Here is a 22,281-nt window from a genome sequence, read left to right on the forward strand (position 1 = left end):
GAAGGGAGTGCCACGTGCGCGCACTCGTCGTCCAGCACGACCATGTGACGGAGCCGGGGCTGGTCGGGGCCAGGCTGGAGGAGCGGGGCTACGACCTCACCGTCGTGACGGTCGTGCCCGAGCACCGCCATCACGCGCCGGACGTCGCGTTCGACTTCCCGGGTGCCGACCGCTGGGACCTGATCGTCTCGCTCGGCGCTCCGTGGTCGGTGTACGACCGGACGGCGGTCGGTTCCTGGATCGACGGCGAGCTGGCGCTCCTGCGCGAGGCCGACCGGATCGGCGTCCCGGTGCTCGGGGTCTGCTTCGGCGCCCAGGCGCTGACGACCGCGCTCGGCGGCCGGGTGGAGGCTTCGCCGCGCCCGGAGATCGGCTGGGTCGAGGTCGGCACGGACGAGCCGTCGCTGGTGGGGCCCGGCCCGTGGTTCCAGTGGCACTTCGACCGCTGCGTGCTGCCGCCCGGCGCCAAGGAGGTGGCCCGCAACGAGGTGTGCGTCCAGGCCTTCAGGACCGGACACGGCCTCGGTGTGCAGTTCCATCCGGAGATCACCACCGCGATGGTGCGCGGCTGGATCGACGGCGGTGGCGCGGAGCAGTGCCTGCGCCACGGCGTGGACCCCGGCGAGCTGCTGGAGCGGAGCCGGGCCATGGAGCCCGCGGCCCGGGCGAACGCCCGCCGGCTGGTCGACGGCTTCCTCGACGGCTTCCCCGGCCGGGGTACGGACCGAAGGGGCTGATTACCCCGTCGGCGGCTCCCCGGCCCGGACGACGGCCCGGACGACGGCCCGAACCGCCCGACCGGCCAGACGGCGAACCGGGCTGGCCGTGGACTGGCCGGATGGCGAACCAGGCAGGCCGCGGACCAGCCGGACAGCGAACCGGGCCGGCCGTGAACCGGCCGGACGGCGAGCCGGACCGACCCGGACCGGCCAGACCGCGGACCGGCCAGACCGCGGACCGGGGAGGCCGCAGACCGGCCGATTGGCGGACCCGGCAGGCCGCGAACCGGCCGGACGGCGAACTGAGCAGGCCGCGAACCGGCCGAGCGGCGGACCGGGCAGGCGAGCCGGTCCGCCGGCCGGTCGATGGCCTCATCAGCCAGACGATGGCACCCTCGGCCGGACGGTGGCCTGCTCGGCCGGACCGTGGACCGGGCCGGACGGTGGCCTGCTCGGCCGGACGGCGGCCCGGTCCGTGTCAGCCGCGGCTCGCGACCGCCTTGTCGCGGGTGAGCCGCGCGGCCACGACGCCGAGGACGAGAACGACCGGAACGATCAGTTCGAGCACGAGCGCGGTGCTGCTCTCGCCCCCGATGAGCGTGGTGAAGTTCTGGACGATCAGCCAGATCGCCCCGGCCACTCCGACGGCTCCCAGGGAGGGGGCGATCAGGGTGTTCCACGGCCGGCTGTCCAGGCGCTCGCGGCGGAAGAAGACCACCACGGAGACCGAGGTCAGCAGGTACAGGGCCATGATGCCGAGGACGGCCACGCCGCTGCCCCACGAGAACAGGGTCAGCACCGGGTCCTTGCCGGCCAGTGCGAACGGGACGACCAGCAGGACGGCTACGGATGTCTGGACCCAGCCGGCCACGCTCGGCGAGTGACGGCTGTTGATCGACGACAGCGGCTTGGGCAGGAGTCCGTCGCGGCTGAGCGAGAACAGGTAGCGGTTGGCGGAGTTGTGGAAGGCGAGGATGCCGGCGAAGAGCGAGGTGGCCAGCAGGACGGGCAGGACGTCGTTCACCCAGCCGCCGAACAGATCGGCGATGGGCGCGAAGACGAAGCTCGTCGAGTCGCCGCTCTCCAGGGCCTTGCCCGCCGCTCCGGACACCTTGGAGGGACCGTAGGCGGAGACCAGCATCCAGGAGGCGAAGCCGAAGAACCCGGTGACGAAGGCGACGGCCGCGTAGGTGGCCCGCGGGACGGTCTTACGGGGCTCGCGCGCCTCCTCTCCGTAGATCGCGGTGGCCTCGAAGCCGATCATCGACGCCACGGCGAACATCAGGGCCACGCCCGGCGCCCCCTTGAACGCCGCGCTCGGCGAGAAGGACTGGGTGAACGCCAGCCCCTCGGGTCCGCCTCCCTTGAAGAAGGTGACCAGCGCGAAGACGCTGAGGATGCTGAACTCCGCGAGGACGAAGACCGCCAGCACCTTCGCGCCCATCTCGATGCCCGCGCTGCCGAGCACCTGGACGATCACCATCGTGACCAGGGCGCACGCCCACCACGGCACGTCCACCCCGGCGTAGTGCGCGAGCAGGCCGTTCACGGTCGCCCCGTACAGCCCGTACATGGCCGCCTGGATCGCACAGTAGGCGAACAGCGCGACACCCGCGCTGGCGGTGCCGGTCGTCCGGCCGAGCCCCTTGCCGATGTACGTGTAGAAGGCGCCGGCGTCCACGACGTGCCGGCCCATGGCCACGAAGCCGACGGAGAAGAGCAGGGTGATCAGGCCCGCCACCACATAGGCGGCGGGCGCTCCCGCGCCGTTGCCGACGCCGACGGCGATCGGAACGGCTCCCGCGATGCCGGTGAGCGGCGCCTGGGCGGAGAGGACGAAGAAGAGAATGCCCAAGACCCCGAGGGAGTTGGGCTTGAGCTTGCCTGCTGTGGGGGCGTCGGGCGCGGTCTGGTTCACGACCGCTGTCTGACTGTCCACTCGGATCACCTGCCAGGGAGGAGAGAGGGATTCGTTTCAGGCCAAACGAGTTGCCTCATACTGGGCTGGAACTATCCGTTTGACAAGGGGCTGAGCCCGGTTTCCTGCCCCGAATGCGCAAGGCCCCGGACGCCGGGCGTCCAGGGCCTTGAAACTCGCGGTTCGGCGAGTCAGTCGCCACTCTCGGCGACGGTGCCCGGCCGGTTCTGGAGCAGGCGGAGCAGCGAGCGCAGCTCCTCCACGGCGGCGTCGGTGATCTCGGGGCCGCCGAAGACGAGCTGGTGCAGCACCAGGCCGTCGAGAGCGGCGAAGACGAGCCGGGTGAGCGGCTGTCCCGCTTCCTCGGGCAGCATCCGGGACAGCTCGCGTCCGGTCGCGTCGAAGTACTCGTCGTACAGCGCGCGCAGGTGCGGAAGCAGCTCGGGACGGCGCCTGGCCTCCAGCAGCAGCTCGTACTGGAACGACTGTATGTCCGGATCCGCCGTGACCATCTCGGAGACGCCCACCGAGAAGTCCTCGACGTCGCCGGTTCCGGGTTCGAGCGCGCTGGTGTTCAGGGAGGTGCGGATCGCGTGCGCGACCGCCTCCTCGATCAGCGCGTCCCGCGAACCGAAGTGGTGCACGACGAGCCCGTGCGTGGTGCCCGCCTCCTCCGCCACGGCGCGGTAGGTGAGCCGGCGCAGGCCGCCCCTGGCCACGACGCGAACGGCGGCGTTGAGCAGGGCTTCCCGGCCCTCCCCGTAGTTCATGCGCCGGCGCGGCCTGCCGCCCTCGGGAGTCTCGACGGGTTCGGTCATGGCTGCGACCCTACCCGCCTGGTCACGGGGCCCGGGAGAGGCCCGAACGGGGTGGCGGACGGGCACCGGAACGGGGTCGTGGACAGGTCCCGGAACGGGGTCGTGGACGGGGCCGGGAAAGGGGTGGCGGACGGGGCCGACGGCCCGCCCGTGCCCGTGCCGCGGTGAGCGCGGCACCGGGTGGAACGCCGTACCGGGCGTCCTTCTCCGCGACGCCCGGTACGGCGTGCTCGTGTGTCCCGCATCAGCGCCGGGGCGGGCGGATGCCGCGGAACTCCCAGTCCCCGCCGAGCGCGGTGGACAGGACCTCTTCGGACTCGGTGGGCTGGGCGCCGACGTCGGTGCGGATCGCGGTCGGGCCGGTCACGATGTGGTTGGTGAGCCGTCCCAGGCCCTCGACCTCGACCTCGACGACGTCACCGGGCTGTACGGGGCGGGAGTTGGCCGGGGTGCCGGACAGCAGCACGTCACCGGGGTACAGGGTGATGGTGCGGGCGATGTCGGCGACGAGGTAGTGCATGTCCCACTGCATCTCGTCGGTCGAACCGTCCTGCACCACCTCGCCGTTGACGTAGGTGCGCAGGCTCTTGCCGCGGAAGTCCCAGTCGGTGACCAGGCCGGGGCCGAGCGGGCAGAGGGTGTCGGAGCCCTTGACGCGGAGCATGGAGCCGGCGTCGGTGTCGCGGAAGTCGTGCAGGCCGTAGTCGTTGGCGACGGTGTAGCCGGCGATGTACTCCCCCGCCTCCTCCGGGGAGATGTTCCGCGCGGTCTTCCCGATGACGATGGCGACCTCGCCCTCGTAGTTGAGCCACTTGCAGCCCTCGGGGCGGACGATCGCGCCCTTGTGGGAGTTGAGGGCCGAGGTCGGCTTGTGGAAGTAGGTGGGCGTGGGCGGGAGTTCGATGCCGAACTCGTCGACGCGGCTGCGGTGGTTGAGGTGGACGGCGATCACCTTGGAGGGCACGACCGGGGGCAGGTGCTGGGCCTCCTCGGTCTTGACGCGGCGGCCGTCGGCGGCGACGAGTTCGTCCCCGTCGACGGTGACCTGGACGGCGGCGCCTTCGAGGAGGATGCGGCGGTACTCGGGCATGGCTGCCTTCCTAGGAACGTCGGTGGGGGTTGTGGGGTGCGGCGGCCGGGGCGGGTGCTCCCGCGCCGGTCCAGCCGTCGGCCGGACGGTCGAACCAGAGGTGGACCTGGCCGGTGCCGATCGAGTTCTCGTACTCGCCGTACTGGCGGGCCCTGGCGACGCAGGCCTGCTCGCCGAGCGCGCCGGCCATCATCAGGTAGTGGAAGAACTTCGCCTCGGGCTTGTACTTCCAGAACTCGTCCATGGTGTCGAGGACCTTGTCGTGACGGCCCTCCTTGAACCATTCGATGCGCTCCAGGTCGGCCTCGCGGGCCTCGGGAGTGCGGATGTGCGCCGGGTCGCTGGACTCGTGGTCGCGCAGTTCGCGCAGCGGCCAGAAGGTGTGCGACAGGGCGCCCGAGGCGATCAGCAGGACGCGGCGGCCGGGGGTGGCGGCGATGCCGTCGGCGAGGGCGCGGCCGAGCCGCAGGTGGTCCTCCATGTCACCGGTCTGGCACACCCCGATGGTCACCCAGCGCTTGCCGGGCAGGCCCTCGCCGAGGAACTTCCAGAGGTTGATGGTGGCGTAGTAGACCGGCAGGTAGTCGTCGTCGATCGCGGTGATCCAGGTGCCGTGCTTGTCCGCGAACCTCGCGATGTTGTGCGCGAGTTCGGGGTCGCCCGGATAGTCGTACGGCATCCGGCTCATGCCCCGCGGGAGTTCCTCGGAGGTGAACATTCCTGCCCTGCGGTGCTGGGCGGTGGCGACGAACTCGACGGTGGTGGCCCAGTGCGAGTCGAGGACGACGACGGTGTCGTAGTCGTCGCGGTCGAAGACGTCCGCGCGGAGCTGTTCCAGGCCGGTGACGAGGGTGATCTCCTTGCCCTCGTTCAGCTCCAGCCGGGTCTCCTCGGGGAGCACGATGGTGGGCACGTGGGCGAGCAGCCCCGCCCCGACGATCTCACCCATGGTCCTTCCATCCCTTCGGCGCGGTCACGGTGTTCTTCAGGTCGCAGTAGAAGTCGAAGCTCCAGGTGCCGCCCTCGCGGCCGACGCCGGAGTGGCGGGAGCCGCCGAAGGGTGCCTGGAGGTCGCGTACGAAGAAGCAGTTGACCCAGACGGTGCCGGCGACGAGCTGCCGGGTGACGCGGGCGGCGCGGTCGCGGTCGCCGGTGGCGAGGGTGGCGGCGAGGCCGAAGCGGGTGTCGTTGGCGAGGCGGACGGCCTCGTCCTCGGTGGTGAAGGTCTGGAGGGTCAGGACGGGTCCGAAGACCTCCTCCTGGACGATCTCGGAGTCCTGGGCGACGTCGGTGAGGAGGGTCGGCGCGTAGTACTGGCCCTCTCCCCGGTGGCCGCCGATGACCGCGCGGGCGCCCGCGTCGAGGGCCCGCCGCACGAAGCCGTCGATCTTCTCCAGCTGGCGTTCGTGGATGTTGGGCCCGATGTCGGTGGCCTCGTCGCGCGGGTCGCCCTGCACGACGGTGGCGGCCTTCTCGGCGAACCGGCGGGTGAACTCCTCGGCGACGCTCTCCTCGACCAGGATGCGGGTGGCGGCGAGACAGACCTGGCCCGCGTTGTCGTACTGCTCGACGGCGAGGTCGACGGCGAGGTCGAGGTCGGCGTCCGCGAACACCAACAGGGGCGACTTGCCGCCGAGTTCGAGGCTGAGCGGGGTGAGGTTCGCGGCGGCGGACGCCGTGATCCGCTGCGCGGTCGGCACGGAGCCGGTGAAGCTGATGCGGCGCACGTCGGGGTGCGAGGTGAGGGCGTCGCCGATCTCGGAGCCGTAGCCCTGGACGATGTTGAGGACGCCGGCGGGCAGTCCGGCCTCGGCGGCGATGTCCGCGAGCAGGGAGGCGGTCAGCGGGGTCCACTCGGCGGGCTTGAGGACGACCGTGTTGCCGGCCGCGAGGGCCGGGGCGACCTTCCAGGTCGACAGCATCAGCGGGGCGTTCCACGGGGTGATGAGCACCGAGGGTCCTGCCGGGTCCCAGCTGACGTGGTTGGTGTGGCCGCGGGTCTCGAAGTCCTCGTGGTCCAGGGTCAGGAGCCAGTCGGCGAAGAAGCGGAAGTTGTGGGCGACGCGGGGCATCACGCCGCGGCGGTGGGAGCGCAGCAGGGCGCCGTTGTCGGTGGTCTCGACGATCGCCAGGTCCTCAATCCGCTTCTCCACGCCGTCGGCGACGGCGTGCAGGATGCGGGCGCGTTCGGCGCGCGGGGTGGCGGCCCAGGCGGGGAAGGCGGCCTTCGCGGCGGCCACGGCCAGGTCGACCTCGGCGCCGGTGCCGCGGGCGATCTCGCCGATGACGCTGCCGTCGATCGGGGAGACGTCGGTGAACGTCTCGGCGGAGGCGACGCGTTCGCCGCCGATCCAGTGCCGGGTGTCGACGGCGACCCCGGCCACCGTGAGGGTGTGCTCGGTCATGTCCGGACTCCAAGTCCTGTGGTGGGTACGGTGGTCGGGGTCATTCGGCGCCGGAGGTGCCGGACTCCAGCAGGCGTCCGCCGTCCCAGACGACGCCGACCTGCCGGTAGTAGGCGGCGATCGGCTCGTGGATCTCCAGTCGGGCCAGTTCCTCGGTGGGCGCCTCGAACAGCTTCAGGTCCGCGTCGCCGGTCCAGGCCTGTCCGGCCTCGAAGGAGGCCGCGCCGGTCTCGATGAGTTCGTCGAGCGCGAGGCCCTTGCCCTTCTCGACGGAGGGCAGCCAGCGGTGGTGGGCCATGGGGTGGCCGTTGACGAAGCCGTTGGTCTCGGAGGGCTCGCGCAGGGTGACCACGGTCTCGGCGAGGCGCCGGTCGGCGGCGGCGAGGGTGGCGCCGAAGCGGGCGCCGGCCTCGATGCGCGGGGCCGGGCCGTAGGGGTGCGGGCGGGTCTGGTGGATCGAGCCGAGCTTCTTGGGGTAGCCCTGGTGCAGTCCGCGGGCGATCGCGAAGTCCTTGTCGACCCAGATGTAGACGCAGCGGCTGTAGGTCTGGCCCCGGAACTGGCAGCGGACGACCGCGAAGGCCTCCTTGTACTGGGCCCGGACCGGGTCGAGGAGTTCCTCGGCGGAGTCGGAGCAGGACTGCCAGTCGGCCCAGATCAGCGCGACCGCGCCCGGGTCCTCGTCGGCCAGTTCCAGGGGTTCGGGGAGGAGTTCGCGTACGCGCGCGGGGTCCGTGCGGTACTCGACGGTGAGCAGGTCGCCCGAGTAGCGCCACGGCGGCGAGGGGACGAGCGACGAGGCACCGGTCGCCGTCTTGGGGTGGAAGAATCCACGGACACTGGTCACTTGGGGTTCCTTACGCTTCGTTACGCGGTGAGGGCGGGCTGCTTGAGCAGCTGGGCGCGGTAGCCTGCGGCGCGCATCGCGGCGGACTGGCCGCCGAGGGCCACGACGCCGACCAGCAGGTCACCGGTGTGGTAGCCGACCACGACGTCACCGTCCGGGTCGCCTTCGAGGATCCGTACGTCGTCCTTGCCGAGCAGGGGCGAGCCGAAGGACTGGAGCCGGAACTCGTGCTGGTCGCTCCAGAAGGTGGGCAGCGGGGCGAAGGGCGCCAACTCGGCCTCGGTGCCGCCGAGATGGGCGGCGAGGATCCGGGCGGCGTGCTTGGCGGTGTCGGTCGGGATGGACCAGTGCTCGACCCGGCGGGGTACGCCGTCGTAGCGGGCGTTGGGGAAGCGGGCGATGTCGCCGACCGCGACGACCTCGGGCCGGCCGCCGACGCGTAGGTGTTCGTCGGTGAGGACGCCGTCGGACAGGTCGAGTCCGTTGCCGTCCAGCCACTCGGTGTTGGCGACCGAGCCGACGGACTCCACGACCACGTCGGCCGGGAGGACGGTTCCGTCGCCGAGGACGACTCCGGTGACGCGTTCGCCGCCCTCGAACCCGGCGACCCCGGTGCCGAGCGCGAAGCGCACTCCGCGCTCCTCGTGCCGCTTGAGCAGCGCCTGGCCGAGCAGGTCGCCGAGCGGTCCCGCCATGGGCAGCGGCAGCGGGTCGACGACCGTGACCTCAGCGGCGCCGAGTCCCACGGCGGTGGCGGCGACCTCGCAGCCGATGAATCCGGCGCCGACGACGACCACGCGTGCTCCGGGCCTGATCAGCGCGTCGCGCAGGATCTGGGCGTCGGTGAGGGTGCGGACGGTGTGGCGGCCCACGAGCGGGCCGCGGCAGCGCAGCCGGCGCGGTCGCATTCCGGTGGCGACGACCAGTCCGTCGTACGACAGCCTTTCCCCGTCGGCGAGTTCGACGGTCCGCTCGTCGAGGCGGGCGGCGGTGATCCCCGTCCCGAGGCGCCACTCCACGTCGGCCGCGGCGGCCTTCGGGGTGAAGGCGAGGGACTCGAACGAGGCCTTGCCCGCGAGGACTTCCTTGGAGAGCGGGGGCCGGTTGTAGGGCATGTGCGGCTCGTCGCCGACGATCGTGACGGCGCCGGTCCAGCCCGCGGCGCGCAGCTGTTCGGCGGCGCGCAGGCCGCCCATCGAGGCGCCCGCGACCACTACGCGTCCGGTCATGGCCCTCAGCCCTCGATCCGGATGGCCTGGAGCGGGCACACGTCGGCGGCTTCCTCGACCTCGTCGCGCAGTGCTTCGTCCACGTCGGAGACGTAGGCGAGGTGGCCGGCGTCGTCCATCGAGAAGACGTCGGGAGCCGCGAAGACGCACTGGCCGTGGTCCTGGCACTTGATCATGTCGACGACGACCTTCATGGCCGGTCCTCCTGGGGATGCGGGCGCCTGAGCAGGGTGTGAAGGGGAAGAGAGGGGCCCGACCGATGTCGGACCGGGCCCCTCGGCCAAAGGGATGCGAAGCCGCGTCCCTGACTCGTTTGGCTTCAAACAACATAGGAAGCCGTTCGACCCTGGTCAATACCTGTCCAGGTGGATAAATTCTTTCCGTGACCCCCTTGCGGGACCCGAACCCTGCTCATACCGTTCGGACTCAAACGACTGCCTCGGGGTCCGCAGCTCCTGCCCCGCACCCCGGCTCCCGTTCTCTGCACACCACGCGTCCCCCGCTCTCCGGCCCGGGGACATCCCACTCTTCCCGCCAAGGAGACAACGGTGAGCGCATCCGACACCTCAGACATCCGCCGGCACATGGAGCGGCTCGCCGCGGAGGGCGTCGACGTGGTCCGGGTCGTCTATCCCGACCTGATCGGCACCGACCGCGCCCGTGACGTCCTGCTCGACCACCTGCCGTCGGCCTGCGATCACGGACTGGCCTTCTGCCGCGCCGTCTACCACACGACTCCCCAGGGCGACGTGGTCCCCGTCGCGGGCGGCCTGGACGCCGGCCTGCCCGACGTGACCGTACGCCCGGACCTGTCGACCGCGGCCGTCCTGCCGTGGGAGCCCGGCGTCGCGACCTGCCTCGGCGAGGTCACCGACCCCGCGACCGCGGCCCCCGCCCCCGAATCACCGCGCGACCTGCTGCGGACCGTCCTGGCCCGGTGCGCCGAGCAGGGACTGCGCCCGGTCGTCGGCCCCGAGCTGGAGTACTTCCTGCTGGAGCCCGCCCCCGGCACCCCCACCGGCTGGCGCCGCTCCCCCGAGACCACCGGCGCCGTCTACACCGCCGGACTGCGCTCGGACCCGGACAACCATCTGCTGCGCACCCTGCGCCAGTTGCGCGACCTGGGCCTCGGTGTCGTCACCGGGAACCACGAGTTCGACGGCGGACAGTACGAGATCAACCTGACCCACTCCTCGGCCCTGGACGCCGCCGACCGCGCCTTCCGCTTCAAGGCCGCCGTCAAGGAGCTCGCCCGCCGGGAGGGCAACCTCGCCACCTTCATGGCCAAGCCCTTCGGCGACGCCGGCGGCTCCGGTTTCCACCTCCACCTGTCCTGCGAGGACACCGAGGGCCACAACGTCTTCGACGACCCGACGGGCGCGCACGGCCTCTCGGCCACGGCCCGCCACGCCATCGCGGGCATCCTCGCCCACGCACCCGCGCTCGCCGCGCTCGCCAACCCCACCGTCAACTCGTACAAGCGCTTCGGACCCGACACCCTCGCGCCCTGGCTGATCGACTGGGGGCTCGACAACCGCAGCGCCATGGTCCGCATCCCGCCGGAGCGCGGCTCGGGCGCCCGACTGGAGCTGCGGCTCGGCGACGCCAGCGCCAACCCGTACCTGTTGATCGCCGGAACCATCGCCGCGGCCCTGCTCGGTGTCCAGGCCGGCGAGGAGCCCGAGGCCCCGCTGGAGGGCTACGGCTACGACACCGCGCGCTCCGCCCTGCTGCCCACGAACCTCGGCTCCGCGCTGGACGCGCTGGAGGCGGACACCGCCCTGACCGACATCCTCGGCAAGGACTTCACCACGTCCTTCCTGACCTACAAGCGGGACGAGGTCGAACGCTTCGGACGGCACGTCACCGACTGGGAGTTCACCGAGTACGCCTACCACCTCTGACCCTTCGAAGCCCGGCCCAGGAGAACCACCATGACCAGCCCCACCGTTCCCGCCACGCCCACAACCCAGGCCGAACTGCGCGCCGCGCTCGCCGAGCCGCTGCCGCTCGAAGAGGTCGACCTCGCGAACCTCGACAACTTCGCCGACGGCATCAAGCCCTGGCGCATGTTCCACACCCTGCGCCACGAGGACCCGGTGCACTGGCAGCCCGAGGAGGCCCCCAACTCCGGCTTCTGGGCGGTCACCCGGCACGCGGACATCGCCACCGTGGACCGCGACGCGGAGACCTTCACGTCCTCCAAGTTCGTCAACCTCGAAGAGCTGGACGACGACCAGATCAAGAAGCGGGCGTCCATCCTGGAGCTCGACGGCGTCCGCCACCGCGCGATGCGCAGCGTCATCCAGCGCCAGTTCGGCGCGAGCGTCATCAACAGCTACGGCGACTTCCTGCGCGGTCTGACGGCGCAGACCCTGGACGCGGCCCTGGCCAAGGGCACCTTCGACTTCGTCGCCGACGTCTCGGCCGACTTCCCCATCAACGTCCTCGCCCGTCTCCTCGACGTGCCGCCGGAGGACAACCAGCAGCTCATCGACTGGGGCAACCGGATCATCGGCAACACCGACCCGGACTACGCGGACGTGCTGCTGCACAGCGCGGAGAGCGACAAGTACCGCGATCTGCCGTTCCGTTCGCCCGCCTCGCTCGAAGTCTTCGAGTACGGCCGGGAGCTGGCCCGCCAGCGCCGCGGCGGCAACGGTACGGACCTGGTCTCCAAGCTGGTCAACACCGTTCCGCGCGACGGGATCCCGTTGTCCGAGCAGGACTTCGACAACTACTTCCTGCTGCTGGTCGTCGCCGGCAACGAGACCACCCGCCACACCATCTCGCACTCGATGCTGGCCCTCCTCCAGCACCCCGAGCAGCTCGCCCGCCTCAAGGACGACCCGTCCCTGATCCCGGGCGCGGTCGAGGAGTTCCTGCGCTGGGCCTCCCCCGTCTACCACTTCCGCCGCACCGCCACCCGCGACGTCGAACTCGGCGGCAAGCAGGTCAAGGAGGGCGACAAGGTCGTGATGTGGTTCGCCTCCGGCAACCGTGACGAGGAGGTCTTCGGCAACCCCTACGACTTCGACGTCACGCGCGCCAACAACGACCACATCACCTTCGGCAAGGGCAGCCCGCACCTGTGCCTGGGCAACCTGCTCGCCCGCACCGAGATCCGCATCATGTTCGAGGAGCTGATCCCGAGGATCGCCGACATCAGGCTGGCCGGCGACGCGCCCCGCGTCCTGTCCAACTTCGTCAACGGCATCAAGAAGCTGCCGGTGGAGGTCACGCTCGCCTGACGGCGCCTTCGCGCGGCCCGAGGCTCGCGCCAGGGCTGTCCCCCCGGCCTGCCGGACGGGGGGGCAGCCCTGTTTTCAGTGGTCGGTCTCCCGGTGCAGTCGGAGCAGGTCCACTCCGTAGTCGTTGCCGTTGGGTGTGCGGATGATGGTGTGGATGTGCTGCTGCGTCGGGGTGCCCTGGGGGCCGCCCGGTCCGCCGGGTCCCGCACTCGCGGACGCGGAGGCCGACGCGGACTCGGAGGCCGACGCGGACTCGGAGGCCGATGCCGGAGCGGATTCGGGAGCGGAGGCGGTCGGGGAGGCCGAGGTGGTCTCCTCGTTCTCGTGGTAGCCGAGCGGGGACTCGGCGTCGTACTCGATCAGCACGACGGGGCTGTGGACGCGGTAGTAGAACGCGGAGTCGTCGTCGTGTTCGCCGATCCAGTGGAAGTACGTGTCGTCGAGGTGTCTCTCGATCTCGCGCAGCCGCACGCGCGCGTGGCCCTCGTCCTGGTAGCCGACGTACACCTCCGCCAGGGCGAGCAGCAGTCTGCGCTGCCGGCGATCGAGGGCCGAGCCCTTGACCCCCGCGTACGGGATGACCGCGTTGTCCTGGCCGGCACCGGCGATGAGGTCGGTGCCGGACTTCGCGGCCGTGGACAGTGCCTGGGCGAGCTGTGTCTCGTCCAGCGAGCGGAGGAGTTCGAGGCCCGCGGCGGTCTCCTCCCGGAAGAGGTGGTACTTCTTCCCCTCGTAGGTGATCTTCGTCGGTTCGGAGCCCATGAACGTCGGGGTCATCACGACCTGGTCGCCCAGGACGAAGTAGTTGACGACGAGGTGGTGGCCCTCGAACTGGAAACCCCACGCCTCGGTCGCCGACGGGGTGCCCATGACGGTGAACCAATAGGCGTCCTCGTTCAGCGCCTTGGAGGTGTCGCCCTCGTACTCGCCCAGGAACTGGTTGAGTTTGCGGATGTCGGCGGCCTGCCGCAGTCCGCGGGCCGACAGCGAGGCCCGCAGCAGCCCGATGCCGAGGGCGTACTGCCTCTCGGTCAGCTCGCGCAGGGCCACCCCGTCCCGGTCGTTGGAGTCGACGTTGGTCCAGTCGAGCCACTGGTCGGAGTCGACCTCGTAGAGCGTGGCGGCCCTCTGTTCCTCGGTGAGCGAGGCGACGAAGGCCCGCGCCGCGCGGATCACCGGGACGGTGGAGACGCCGGTGGAGTGGACGGCGTACAGGTCACCGAGGACCGTGCCGTCCGTGGTGACGCCGACGAATTCGTCGTACGGGATCGTCCGACCGAAGCCGCCGGGCGGCGGGCCCGACGGAGCGGCACTCGCGGTGGCGTCCGCGGAACCGGCCTCCTCGGCGTCGGCCGACGTGGCGGCGTAGCCGCCCATGACCGCGACGGCGGAGACACCGCCCGCGAGCAGGGCCTTGTTCATGAACCACCGGCGGGAGCGGTGGGCCGCCGGGGTGCGCGGCTTGTGTCCGTGCGTTTCGTTGACCATGACATCAACGATTTCGTCAACACTTTGCAGCGCCATAGCAAGGACCTGTGCGTGCCGTAGGAATCGGGACCGCCGCGGCCCCTACCGGGCGGCGAGGTCCGGGATCCTCCCCGGGAAGACCGACTCCCGTGAGAGAAAGGCGAGTTGGGCGCGCTTCTCGGGGAGATGGACGTCGGGAAGGTCGATCTCCGGGAGCACGACCACGGGCCCCGGGGTGAAACCCTGACGGAGGAAGCGGGCGATGGCCTTCTCGTTGCGGACGTCGGGGTCGACCACCACGCGCTCGCGGTCGAGACCCAGCAGGACGTACGACGCCACCGCGCCCAGCAGCGCCGTGGTCCAGCCGGGACGCCCGCCGCCCGGTCCCGCCGGAGCCAGCAGCAGGTGGACGCCGATGTCGCCGGGCTCCACCGGATAGCGGTCGCCGACGCGATCGGCGCCCGGCTCGTACGTCTGGAGCAGTCCGACCGGCTCGTCGTCCTTCACGAGGAGGCAGGCGTGATGGGTGTCGAGCGTGCCCATGTGGGCGTATATCGCCACGACCTGATCCTCGGTCAGGTCCCTCATGCCCCAGAAGGCGGCCCGGTCGGCGTTCACCCAGCCGTGGACCACGGGACCGTCGAGCGCCGCGTCCAGGGGGAGGACGCGGACCGTGCCGTAGCCGTCGACGACCTGCTCGTACAGAGCTGCGCGCGTGGCGCTGATGCGGGACATCCGTCTCCTTCGTCCGGCCGGTCACGATCGCGCGCCGGCTGTTCCCTGTGACCGACCTGTGCGGCACACCGTCATATTAGGTTAGGCTCACCTAACTAATGACCAGTGAAGTCGTTCCGAGGGGTGCAGAAGTGATGGGGCAGGCGCAGGGGCGGGGCTGGGAGGGCGCGGTTCTCAAACTGCTGCGCGCCAAGGACTACGTGTTCACCGTGACGGACGCCGAGGACGTCACCGCCGAGTACCGTCGGCTGCGCTTCACCGACGGGGGCATGCTGGCGGCGACGGGCGTGCATCCGACGATGTGGGTACGGCTGTGGTTCGACAACGCGGGCAAGCCCCATCAGCGGGCCTACACCCTGGTCGAACCGGATCCGGCGGCCGGCACCTTCGGCCTGGAGTTCGCCCTGCACGAGGGCCGCGCGAGCGACTGGGCGAAGGCGGCGAGGCCCGGGGACACCATCGAGGCGACCGTCCAGGGCACGGGATTCGAGCACCCCGAGCCCGCCCCCTCCCACCTCCTCGCCGTCGCCGACCCGGCCTCCCTGCCTGCCCTGAACTCCCTGCTCACGGCGCTGGGTCCGGTCCCCGCGACGATCTGGTTCGAGGGCGACCTTACGGGCCTGCCCTTCCGGGCCGCCCCGCACCACGACGTACGTCAGGTGGCCCGGCGGGACGCCGGACGCCATCTGGTCGAAGAGGTGAAGAGCGCTCTGCCGGAGCTGCTGAAGGACAGTCCGCAGCCGTACGTGTGGATCGCCTGCGACACCGCGACCACACGGGCGCTGTCGACGCATGTCCGCAAGGATCTGTCCCTGCCCAGACAGCGGGTGAACGCACTCGGGTACTGGCGGGCGGGCTGAGCGCAGTCGGTTGAGGGGGTGGGGGTACGGGGGGGGGAGCCCGGCGGCGGGATACGCGGGGCGGCGCGGGCACGCGGGGCGGCGCGGGCACGCGGGGCGGGCGCAGGTCCGCGGGGTGCGAGGGTCCGCGGGGCGCGAAGGTCAGGCCCTCTGCCCTGGGCGACGGGCCGGCCTCGCTGCCGTCCGGGCCGTCCGGGCCGTCCGAGCGGCCCTCGTCGCCGTGTGAACCGTGCGGGCCGCCCGATCACTCCAGCCGTCCTCGCCGCCCCGGCCACCCGGAGGGCCCGGCCGTCCCGGAGGGCCCGGTCGACCCGTGAGGTACGCCCGTTCGGCGGCGCTGAACGGGGGGCTCGCCAGGAATCCATCCTTCATGCAGTCCCCCACGCCACAAGCCGTCGCCGTCCCCGTCGCCGCCGACCCGGCAGCATCCGACGGCGCCGGAGTCGCTCCAGCGGCCGCCGCCGAACCCGAGCGGCACGCCCTTCGCTCCTGGTCACCCGGTACCCCCGGGCAACCCGGCACTCCCAGCACCCCTGGGACACCCTGCACCCCGGGGACACCCAGAACCTCCGGCACGTCCGGCACCTCCGAAGCTCCCGGCGGGAGCCTTGAGGCACGCCTGGCCGCGGTCAACGGGGAGATGGACGCCCGCCTAGCGCTGGCGGCCGTCGCCTACGAGGTCAACACGGCGCACATCCAGACGCCCCCGGTCGACTGGACCCGGATCGGAGCTCCCTCCGCCCCGCTCGCTCCCACTTCACCGGCCCCTCCGAACCCCACCGCTCCCCCGGCCCTCGCCCCGCATGCCACCCCCATCGCCGCCCTCCTCCACCGCGCGTCGCTGCGGCTGCGTACGGACGGCTGGTGCGCGGGAGCACTGACCGACGAGGACGGCCATCTGTGTTCGCAGGGCGCGATCCGCAGGGAGTCAGGCGGCGACCGTCATCTGGAGGCACAGGCCATGACCGTGCTCCTGGAGGAGATCCGCAGACGCTTCGGCCCGGACGTCGAGTCCGTGCCGACCTTCAACGACGCCTGGGGCAACGGCCGTGAACCGACCCGCATGCTGGAACAGGCCGCCGTCCTGGCCGCGGCGCGCGGCCTCTGATTCCACGGACCGCCCTCGCCGGCGGATCCGGACCCGCGGTCAGGCCGGATCGAGGACCGTTCGGAACGTCACCGACACCCGTCGGCCGCGGGGAACCCTGCCCGCACCGTCCGGGTCGCTCCGGCGAGCGGCGATGCCGTGCCGCCAGTCGTACCGTGCGGGCCCCGTCATCACGCACAGGCTTCCGGGAGCGAGACGGACTCCCGTCCTCTCCCCGCCTCCGGGAGGGGTGAAGTCCATGACGCAGGCGGAGCCGAGGGATATCGCGGCCACGACAGGACCGAAACAGGGCACGCAGTCGACGTGGGCGCTGATGCCCTGGCCCGGCAGGTACTCGTTGACGATGACCTGGTCCGGATACCGGTCCATGTGCCCTTCCCGCACCAGCCGCTCGGCCTGGCGGAGCGCCCACGGCGGCAGGGGCGGGGCCGCGGCGGCCGTCCGCGCGTCCGCCGTCACGGAGCGCCGGCCGTAGTCGTATCGGTGGCCGTAGTGCTGGACCCGTCGTCTGAGCTCCGTCGACCAGACCTCCGACCCGATCCCGTCGAGCATCTCGTCGCAGGCCTCGGGGCCGAGCCAGTCGGCGATGTGGAACAGCCCCGGAACCGCCGCGAAGGCGGTCCCCTCACCCGCGTCGAAGGACAGCTGTCCAGAGCCCTCAGTCATGTCCGAACAGTAGCGAGCCCCACTGACAACCCGCCCCGGACAGTCCATCCCGGACAGCTCACCGGAAGGCGGCGGCATGACGCCGGGCCCAGTCGGCGAACGTCCGAGGCGCGCGGCCCAGGACCCGCTCGACATCGGGGCTGATCCGCAGCTCGGCGGCGGTGGGCTCGCCGAGGATGGACAGTGTCGTGGCGACCACGGGCTCCGGCATGAACCGGAGCATCTGCTCGCGGGCCTCGTCGGCGGTCTGCTCGACGAACCGGACGGGCTCGCCGAGGGCGTCGGCGAGGGCCGCGGCCGCCTGCCGGGGCGTGTTCAGCGCAGGCCCGGTGAGTTCGTGGATCCGTCCGGCGTGGCCGTCCGCCCGCAGGACCACGGCGGCCACCTCGGCGATGTCGTCCGGGTCGACCGTCGGGAGGCCGACGTCGGCGAACGGAGCGGCGACGGTACGGTCGGCGCGGACCGACTCGGCCCAGGCGTAGGCGTTGGAGGCGAAGCCGCCGGGCCGCAGGATCGTCCAGTCCATGCCCGACTCCCGTACGGCGTCCTCGATGGAGCGCGCCGTGTCGCCGTGCGAGGCCGAACCGGGGCGGGTCGCGACTCCTTGCGATGACAGCAGGACCACACGGCGGACGCCGCCGGCCTTGGCGACGTCGAGGAGGTCGCGCGGGCTCAACAGGTGAGCGCTGGGGCCTCCGTTCTGGAGGAACAGCGCGTCGGCTCCGTCGAACACGGGCCGAAGGCTCTCGGGATCGGTCAGATCCGCCCGCGCGTGGCCGACGCCGTCCGGTACGTCCGCCTCCGTGATCCCCCTGGAGGTCGCGGTCACCGGCGCACCGGCCGCCGCGAGGATCCGTACAAGCGACCGGCCGACGTTGCCGGTGGCCCCCGTCACTACGAACATGAACAACTCCCGTGTCAATTCAGTGAGTTGTTCCGCCCGACCGGGCGGAACCAGCCGCGGAGAGCTGTTCTCCGGGCGACACGGGGACGCTAACACCGCCGATATAGTAGGTACCTAGAGGAAAGTGACTACCCCGAGGGGGAGTTCATGGCCGGCAGCGGCGAACGGGTGGCGGATCCCGCGACCGATCCGGAACTCGCTTGTCCCACCAGCGCGGTCGTGGACATCGTGTTCAGCCGGTGGACGACCCCGATCCTGTGGACGCTCCACACGCACGGCCGGCAGCGTTTCGTCGAACTGGAACGGCGGATCGGCGCGATCACGCCCAAGGTGCTGACCCAGCGGCTGCGGCAGCTGGAACGCGACGGCATGGTCGTGCGCACGTACCACCCGGAAGTCCCTCCCAGGGTCGAGTACGAGATCACCGAGCTCGGCCGCAGCCTGGCCCCGCTCTTCGCCCACCTCACCGGCTGGGCCGCCACCCACCTGGACCAGGTCGAGAAGGCCCGCCTCGCCTACGACACGGATCCGTCCCGCTAGGGCCTGCCGGGCATGCGCGCGGGACCCACCGCGCCCGGCAGGTCCCGCGAGCGACCCCCGCTACGACGCCGCGGAGCCCTCGACTTCGCGTCGCCTGGCGGCCAGTGCCTTCGCCAGCACCTTGTCCCGGTAGGGGTTCGCGGGGCTCAGCGCCTTCGCCACGGCCACCGCCTCGTCCAGCAGGGCCAGGCGCCGCTCGGGCAGGTCCCGCACGAGGTCCGATGCGCTCGCCTGCACCAGTACGTACGCCAGCTTCGACCCGTACACCTCCGGCTCGACCGGTGTCAGGATCCGGTAGATCCACAGTCCTTCCCCACCACGCACCACCCGCACATTGGCGCTCAGCAGCATGACCCTCGCCCGCATGACCATGTCCTGATGCATCGATCCCCCTTCGTTCCACCACCCCGGCCCGCCCCGTCACCACGACGGCGCAGCACGACGAACGCGCCGGCAGCCCGAGTCGGGTGCCGGCACGTACGCCGGTGGGTGGATGACGACGAGTCTGCGGGCCGGGCGGCCCCTGTGCCAAGGTCAAACGGACGTGCTCTCCGTCCTACCGCGAACGCCCCCCGAGCAGGCATGATGGACCTGACACTCTCCCAGGCCGCCCGCGGAACGGACCGCGCGCCACCACGAGGTCACGGGAGCGGGCCCGATCCCGGCCCGACCGTGACTCCGCCCGGTCCCGCCGGGATACTGCGGTCATGGCATTCCTCGTCTTCATGACCCTGCCCGGGCTGGTCATCATCCTGACGGCGCTGTCGTTCGTCGATCAGCTGCTGTTGCGTGCGAGCAGGGCCGGTGTCCTTCCCTGGCGCAACTCGGCACGTCAGGGGCAGATCTCGGCGACCGGGTTCGAGCAGCTGCACGCGAGCCTTTCGCCGGGCAAGCAGACCGAGCTGAAGGAACGCCAGTCGGCCCTGCTGCTGCGCGACGACGAGGAGGACGGGGCGCCGCCGAACCGGACGACGGTGGATCTCGACGGAGGAATCGCGGTCGTCCGCATCCCCGCCGCTTAGGATCGCCGGCATGGCACTGCGACCAGCTCACGTCATCGTCAAGGCGCTCGACAGCGCCGCGGTCGGCCGGTTCTGGGCGGAGGCGCTCGGCTGGAGTGCGTACAGCCCCGGTGTCACGACGTACGTCGGACCACCCGGCGGCCCCGTCTGGCCGGACCCGGTCTTCCTCGGCCTCGACGTCGTTCCGGTGCCGGAGCCCAAGACGGCGACGAAGAACCGCGTGCACCTCGACCTCGCCACCACCTCGGCGGCCCACCAGGCGGAACTGACGGAACGTCTGCGACGACTCGGCGCGACCCCCGTCGACGTGGGCCAGGGAGAGGTGCCGTGGACGGTCCTCGCCGACCCGGAGGGCAACGAGTTCTGCGTACTGGAGCCCCGCGAGGTCTACCTGGACACGGGGCCGATCGCCGCGGTGGTCGTCGACTGCCTGGATCCGCGGGCCATGGCCCGGTTCTGGGGCGAGGCGACGGACTGGACCGTGCACGAGGTGGCCGACGACCACGCGACCCTGCGGTCGGGCAAAGGGGTCGGCCCGTACCTCGAATTCCTGCGCGTCCCCGGCGAGAAGACCGTGCCGGACCGCCTCCACCTCGACCTGCTGCCGTGTCCCGGCGCCGACAAGGAGGCGGAGGTCGCCCGGCTGCGGGCGCTCGGCGCCGGCCGCCTCGACGTCGGCCAGGGCGACGCCCCGTGGACCTGTCTCACCGACCCCGAGGACCACGAGTTCTGCGTCCTCGCCCCGCACTGACGCACCACGCCGCCGGCGGTGCGGCGCCCCGGCACCGGCGGTGACAGCGGGGCCACGCGTCGATGCCTGGCTAATGTGAGCGGTTCCCCGGCACGACGCGTGCCCCTGTCCCGCGGACGGCGCGGACACCTCGTACGGCCGGGGAACGCCCCGATGTCTTGGCTAGAGCACAGGGACTGGTGTGAACGAGGAGTCGCCCGCAATTCCCGCACCGGCGGAGGAACGGCATGCCAGCTGGCTGGAGCTGTTCTTCGACCTGGTCGCCGTGGCCGGCGTGGCCCAGATCGCCCATCTGCTGCACGGCGAACCCGGCGCCGCCGATGTCGGCCTCTACGTCCTGCTGTTCCTGGCGTTCTGGACCGCGTGGATCTGCTTCACGCTGTACGGGAACGTGGCGGGAGAGGGCACCCACACCCGCACGGTGCTGGCGGCGATGTTCGGGATGGCCGTCATGGCGGCCGCCGTGCCCGGCGTCCACGCGGGCGAGGACGGCCAGGCCAGGGCCCTGGCACTCGCCTACGTCGTGGTCAGGGGACTCGCGAGCGGGGTCTGGCGCAATCGCCGGGAGATCCTCGTCGACTGGCCCGCGGCCCAGACGTCCGTCGGCGTGATCCCGTGGGTCGTCTCCCTGTGGGCGCACGAACCGGCCCGCTACTGGCTCTGGGCCCTGGGCATCGCCCTCGACCTGTACGTGACGTTCACCGTCTCCGCGCGCGACATCATCGAGAACCGCAGGGCCCACGACCGGCGCGAGGAGCCGCGATCCCGGCGCCGCGAGACCGTCCTGCCCCTCTCGTTCGCCACGCCCGACGCCGACCACCTGGGCGAACGGCTCGGCCTGTTCGTGATCATCGTGCTCGGCGAGGGAGTCGCCCAGGTGATCGAGGCCGCGTCGGACGCCCCGTGGAACAGACGGCTCTACGGCCTCGCCGCAGCCGCGTTCTTCCTGCTGGTCGCCCTGTGGTCGCTGTCCTTCCGGCACGGCTACGCGGGGGTTCCCCACCTCACCGCGCGATCCCTGCCGGCCCGGGCCGCGCTCCCCCTGCACTGCTTCGTGTCCGGCTGCCTGGCGGCCCTCGCGGCCGGTCTCGGCGCGGCGACGGAGCACCTGGACACGCTGCCCGACAGCACACGATGGCTGCTGTGCTCGTCCCTCGCCGGGTACTTCCTGCTGACGGGAGTCGCCGCCCTGCGGCAGCCCGCCGACGGCCGGCGCCGGCTGCTGTCCGTCGTCCTGCCGTGCACCACGGCGCCGCTGCTGATCGCCGGGTTCGGCGGCGGACTCGGAACCGTCGCCGTGGTCTGGCTGCTGGTCGCGGTCACGCTCTGGCCGACGTTCTACGAGGGCCGGCGCGCCCGGCGTCCCGGGCCTGACCCGCGACCGGAGGCGTGAGCGTCGTACGCCCCCGGATCCCCGGCCCGGATCACCCCCCGGAACATACGGGACGCCCCGTCACCAGGAGTGCGCGACGTCGATCACCAGGCGCCCGGACAGCTGGGTCACCCGGAACGGGAGCCTGGCCCGTACTCCGAGTCCCACCTGGGTGACGCCCTCGAAACTGGCGCCGAACTTGGCGTCCCGGAAGGTCCGGTAGCCGGTGAGGTCGACGCCCGGAAGCGGCTGGCCGCCCCGCCCGGGATAGGTCGGGGAGTTGGTCGCCGGGTCGTACGAGGGGGCGGACACCAGGATCTCGATGATCGCCCCGCCGGAGACCGGGATGAGGATGTTGGACGGGTCCTGATAGAACGCGTCGACGTAGTGCACGGTGTACCCGATCCCCGTGGTTCCGGCGGTGGGCACGTCGAGGACCATGCGGTCGTAGCAGTCGTGCTGACCGGTCCTGATGTCGGTGAGGGACCCGTCGTCGCTGTCGGCGGCGGACTTCGGGAGGCTGCCCCAGCCGGTCGGGCACGTGACCGTCGTGGTGGGCGCCCCCCCCGTGACCGGCCC

General features: G+C 71.6%; 23 protein-coding genes. 9 read left to right on the top strand and 14 right to left on the bottom strand.

Annotated features, from left to right (window positions below; genetic code table 11):
- The first annotated feature begins 14 nt into the window (after positions 1 to 14).
- The gene (locus ACFWI4_RS02200) at positions 15 to 737 is read left to right on the top strand and encodes a type 1 glutamine amidotransferase (RefSeq protein ID WP_387189892.1); all 723 of its coding nucleotides are present in this window, start codon (positions 15 to 17) and stop codon (positions 735 to 737) included.
- A gap of 460 nt (positions 738 to 1,197) precedes the next feature.
- Here the strand turns inward: ACFWI4_RS02200 and ACFWI4_RS02205 are convergent, their stop codons facing one another.
- From ACFWI4_RS02205 to ACFWI4_RS02240, 8 genes are all read right to left on the bottom strand, one after another.
- Entirely contained in the window at positions 1,198 to 2,658 is a 1,461-nt protein-coding gene (locus tag ACFWI4_RS02205; protein ID WP_387189894.1) for an APC family permease, read from the bottom strand.
- Between the two features lie 170 nt (positions 2,659 to 2,828).
- Positions 2,829 to 3,455, bottom strand: coding sequence for a TetR/AcrR family transcriptional regulator (locus ACFWI4_RS02210; protein ID WP_387189896.1), 627 nt, complete (start codon positions 3,453 to 3,455; stop codon positions 2,829 to 2,831).
- Between the two features lie 244 nt (positions 3,456 to 3,699).
- A complete protein-coding gene (locus ACFWI4_RS02215; RefSeq protein WP_385393818.1) occupies positions 3,700 to 4,545 on the bottom strand; it encodes a fumarylacetoacetate hydrolase family protein in 846 nt (281 codons plus the stop codon).
- Between the two features lie 10 nt (positions 4,546 to 4,555).
- Positions 4,556 to 5,494, bottom strand: coding sequence for a 3,4-dihydroxyphenylacetate 2,3-dioxygenase (locus tag ACFWI4_RS02220; RefSeq protein WP_387189899.1), 939 nt, complete (start codon positions 5,492 to 5,494; stop codon positions 4,556 to 4,558).
- Complete coding sequence (locus ACFWI4_RS02225) at positions 5,487 to 6,950, bottom strand: aldehyde dehydrogenase (RefSeq protein WP_387189902.1); 1,464 nt, start codon at positions 6,948 to 6,950, stop codon at positions 5,487 to 5,489. Before ACFWI4_RS02225 ends, ACFWI4_RS02220 begins: the two co-directional genes overlap by 8 nt.
- 40 nt (positions 6,951 to 6,990) lie before the next feature.
- Positions 6,991 to 7,797, bottom strand: a complete 807-nt coding sequence (locus ACFWI4_RS02230) for an acetoacetate decarboxylase family protein (protein ID WP_385393826.1) — start codon at positions 7,795 to 7,797, stop codon at positions 6,991 to 6,993.
- A gap of 20 nt (positions 7,798 to 7,817) precedes the next feature.
- Positions 7,818 to 9,026 (bottom strand): NAD(P)/FAD-dependent oxidoreductase, encoded by a 1,209-nt coding sequence (locus ACFWI4_RS02235; RefSeq protein WP_387189905.1) that lies wholly within the window; start codon positions 9,024 to 9,026, stop codon positions 7,818 to 7,820.
- Between the two features lie 5 nt (positions 9,027 to 9,031).
- On the bottom strand, positions 9,032 to 9,220 hold the full coding sequence (locus ACFWI4_RS02240; protein WP_037622194.1) for a ferredoxin: 189 nt from the start codon (positions 9,218 to 9,220) through the stop codon (positions 9,032 to 9,034).
- A 354-nt stretch (positions 9,221 to 9,574) separates the two neighbouring features.
- Between ACFWI4_RS02240 and ACFWI4_RS02245 the strand changes: the two genes are divergently transcribed.
- Entirely contained in the window at positions 9,575 to 10,930 is a 1,356-nt protein-coding gene (locus ACFWI4_RS02245) for a glutamine synthetase family protein (protein WP_387189907.1), read from the top strand.
- Between the two features lie 30 nt (positions 10,931 to 10,960).
- Positions 10,961 to 12,277, top strand: coding sequence for a cytochrome P450 (locus ACFWI4_RS02250; protein WP_385393835.1), 1,317 nt, complete (start codon positions 10,961 to 10,963; stop codon positions 12,275 to 12,277).
- 75 nt (positions 12,278 to 12,352) lie between these two features.
- Here the strand turns inward: ACFWI4_RS02250 and ACFWI4_RS02255 are convergent, their stop codons facing one another.
- Both ACFWI4_RS02255 and ACFWI4_RS02260 read right to left on the bottom strand, forming a co-directional pair.
- Positions 12,353 to 13,765 carry a DUF3500 domain-containing protein gene (locus ACFWI4_RS02255; protein WP_387189910.1) on the bottom strand — a complete coding sequence of 471 codons (1,413 nt, stop codon included), beginning with the start codon at positions 13,763 to 13,765 and terminating at the stop codon, positions 12,353 to 12,355.
- A gap of 81 nt (positions 13,766 to 13,846) precedes the next feature.
- Entirely contained in the window at positions 13,847 to 14,479 is a 633-nt protein-coding gene (locus tag ACFWI4_RS02260; RefSeq protein ID WP_387189913.1) for a GNAT family N-acetyltransferase, read from the bottom strand.
- A 134-nt stretch (positions 14,480 to 14,613) separates the two neighbouring features.
- Here ACFWI4_RS02260 and ACFWI4_RS02265 point away from each other — a divergent pair, with 134 nt between their 5' ends.
- Together ACFWI4_RS02265 and ACFWI4_RS02270 are read left to right on the top strand one after the other, a co-directional pair.
- Positions 14,614 to 15,339, top strand: coding sequence for a siderophore-interacting protein (locus tag ACFWI4_RS02265; RefSeq protein WP_387189915.1), 726 nt, complete (start codon positions 14,614 to 14,616; stop codon positions 15,337 to 15,339).
- 640 nt (positions 15,340 to 15,979) lie between these two features.
- Positions 15,980 to 16,447 carry a hypothetical protein gene (locus tag ACFWI4_RS02270; protein WP_387189918.1) on the top strand — a complete coding sequence of 156 codons (468 nt, stop codon included), beginning with the start codon at positions 15,980 to 15,982 and terminating at the stop codon, positions 16,445 to 16,447.
- Positions 16,448 to 16,486: 39 nt separating this feature from the next.
- Here ACFWI4_RS02270 and ACFWI4_RS02275 read toward each other — a convergent pair whose 3' ends face one another.
- Together ACFWI4_RS02275 and ACFWI4_RS02280 are read right to left on the bottom strand one after the other, a co-directional pair.
- Positions 16,487 to 17,113 (bottom strand): alpha-ketoglutarate-dependent dioxygenase AlkB, encoded by a 627-nt coding sequence (locus ACFWI4_RS02275; protein WP_387189920.1) that lies wholly within the window; start codon positions 17,111 to 17,113, stop codon positions 16,487 to 16,489.
- Between the two features lie 58 nt (positions 17,114 to 17,171).
- Positions 17,172 to 18,017 carry an SDR family oxidoreductase gene (locus tag ACFWI4_RS02280; protein WP_387189922.1) on the bottom strand — a complete coding sequence of 282 codons (846 nt, stop codon included), beginning with the start codon at positions 18,015 to 18,017 and terminating at the stop codon, positions 17,172 to 17,174.
- Between the two features lie 147 nt (positions 18,018 to 18,164).
- Between ACFWI4_RS02280 and ACFWI4_RS02285 the strand changes: the two genes are divergently transcribed.
- Positions 18,165 to 18,557: a winged helix-turn-helix transcriptional regulator gene (locus ACFWI4_RS02285; protein WP_387189924.1), complete on the top strand. Its 393-nt coding sequence runs from the start codon at positions 18,165 to 18,167 to the stop codon at positions 18,555 to 18,557.
- Between the two features lie 60 nt (positions 18,558 to 18,617).
- On the opposite strand, the gene ACFWI4_RS02290 is transcribed toward ACFWI4_RS02285, so the two are convergent.
- Positions 18,618 to 18,941: a hypothetical protein gene (locus ACFWI4_RS02290; protein WP_387189926.1), complete on the bottom strand. Its 324-nt coding sequence runs from the start codon at positions 18,939 to 18,941 to the stop codon at positions 18,618 to 18,620.
- 323 nt (positions 18,942 to 19,264) lie between these two features.
- Here ACFWI4_RS02290 and ACFWI4_RS02295 point away from each other — a divergent pair, with 323 nt between their 5' ends.
- The 3 genes from ACFWI4_RS02295 to ACFWI4_RS02305 all read left to right on the top strand — a co-directional run bounded on the left by ACFWI4_RS02295 (position 19,265) and on the right by ACFWI4_RS02305 (position 21,723).
- On the top strand, positions 19,265 to 19,579 hold the full coding sequence (locus ACFWI4_RS02295) for a DUF6191 domain-containing protein (RefSeq protein WP_339133990.1): 315 nt from the start codon (positions 19,265 to 19,267) through the stop codon (positions 19,577 to 19,579).
- A gap of 10 nt (positions 19,580 to 19,589) precedes the next feature.
- The gene (locus tag ACFWI4_RS02300) at positions 19,590 to 20,330 is read left to right on the top strand and encodes a VOC family protein (RefSeq protein ID WP_387189928.1); all 741 of its coding nucleotides are present in this window, start codon (positions 19,590 to 19,592) and stop codon (positions 20,328 to 20,330) included.
- Between the two features lie 181 nt (positions 20,331 to 20,511).
- The gene (locus ACFWI4_RS02305; RefSeq protein ID WP_387189930.1) at positions 20,512 to 21,723 is read left to right on the top strand and encodes a low temperature requirement protein A; all 1,212 of its coding nucleotides are present in this window, start codon (positions 20,512 to 20,514) and stop codon (positions 21,721 to 21,723) included.
- Between the two features lie 60 nt (positions 21,724 to 21,783).
- Here the strand turns inward: ACFWI4_RS02305 and ACFWI4_RS02310 are convergent.
- A partial coding sequence (locus tag ACFWI4_RS02310) for a hypothetical protein (protein ID WP_387189932.1) occupies positions 21,784 to 22,281 on the bottom strand: 498 nt, incomplete at its 5' end.

This window comes from Streptomyces sp. NPDC127038, from assembly GCF_042725875.1.
GTDB lineage: Bacteria > Actinomycetota > Actinomycetes > Streptomycetales > Streptomycetaceae > Streptomyces.

Excerpts from the sequence above, each read along its gene's own strand:
- ACFWI4_RS02210 (WP_387189896.1), bottom strand. The coding sequence starts at position 3,455 with ATGACCGAACCCGTCGAGACTCCCGAGGGCGGCAGGCCGCGCCGGCGC.
- ACFWI4_RS02215 (WP_385393818.1), bottom strand. The coding sequence starts at position 4,545 with ATGCCCGAGTACCGCCGCATCCTCCTCGAAGGCGCCGCCGTCCAGGTC.
- ACFWI4_RS02220 (WP_387189899.1), bottom strand. The coding sequence starts at position 5,494 with ATGGGTGAGATCGTCGGGGCGGGGCTGCTCGCCCACGTGCCCACCATC.
- ACFWI4_RS02225 (WP_387189902.1), bottom strand. The coding sequence starts at position 6,950 with ATGACCGAGCACACCCTCACGGTGGCCGGGGTCGCCGTCGACACCCGG.
- ACFWI4_RS02235 (WP_387189905.1), bottom strand. The coding sequence starts at position 9,026 with ATGACCGGACGCGTAGTGGTCGCGGGCGCCTCGATGGGCGGCCTGCGC.
- ACFWI4_RS02240 (WP_037622194.1), bottom strand. The coding sequence starts at position 9,220 with ATGAAGGTCGTCGTCGACATGATCAAGTGCCAGGACCACGGCCAGTGC.
- ACFWI4_RS02250 (WP_385393835.1), top strand. The coding sequence starts at position 10,961 with ATGACCAGCCCCACCGTTCCCGCCACGCCCACAACCCAGGCCGAACTG.
- ACFWI4_RS02255 (WP_387189910.1), bottom strand. The coding sequence starts at position 13,765 with ATGGTCAACGAAACGCACGGACACAAGCCGCGCACCCCGGCGGCCCAC.
- ACFWI4_RS02260 (WP_387189913.1), bottom strand. The coding sequence starts at position 14,479 with ATGTCCCGCATCAGCGCCACGCGCGCAGCTCTGTACGAGCAGGTCGTC.
- ACFWI4_RS02265 (WP_387189915.1), top strand. The coding sequence starts at position 14,614 with ATGGGGCAGGCGCAGGGGCGGGGCTGGGAGGGCGCGGTTCTCAAACTG.
- ACFWI4_RS02270 (WP_387189918.1), top strand. The coding sequence starts at position 15,980 with ATGGACGCCCGCCTAGCGCTGGCGGCCGTCGCCTACGAGGTCAACACG.
- ACFWI4_RS02275 (WP_387189920.1), bottom strand. The coding sequence starts at position 17,113 with ATGACTGAGGGCTCTGGACAGCTGTCCTTCGACGCGGGTGAGGGGACC.
- ACFWI4_RS02280 (WP_387189922.1), bottom strand. The coding sequence starts at position 18,017 with ATGTTCGTAGTGACGGGGGCCACCGGCAACGTCGGCCGGTCGCTTGTA.
- ACFWI4_RS02285 (WP_387189924.1), top strand. The coding sequence starts at position 18,165 with ATGGCCGGCAGCGGCGAACGGGTGGCGGATCCCGCGACCGATCCGGAA.
- ACFWI4_RS02290 (WP_387189926.1), bottom strand. The coding sequence starts at position 18,941 with ATGCATCAGGACATGGTCATGCGGGCGAGGGTCATGCTGCTGAGCGCC.
- ACFWI4_RS02295 (WP_339133990.1), top strand. The coding sequence starts at position 19,265 with ATGGCATTCCTCGTCTTCATGACCCTGCCCGGGCTGGTCATCATCCTG.
- ACFWI4_RS02300 (WP_387189928.1), top strand. The coding sequence starts at position 19,590 with ATGGCACTGCGACCAGCTCACGTCATCGTCAAGGCGCTCGACAGCGCC.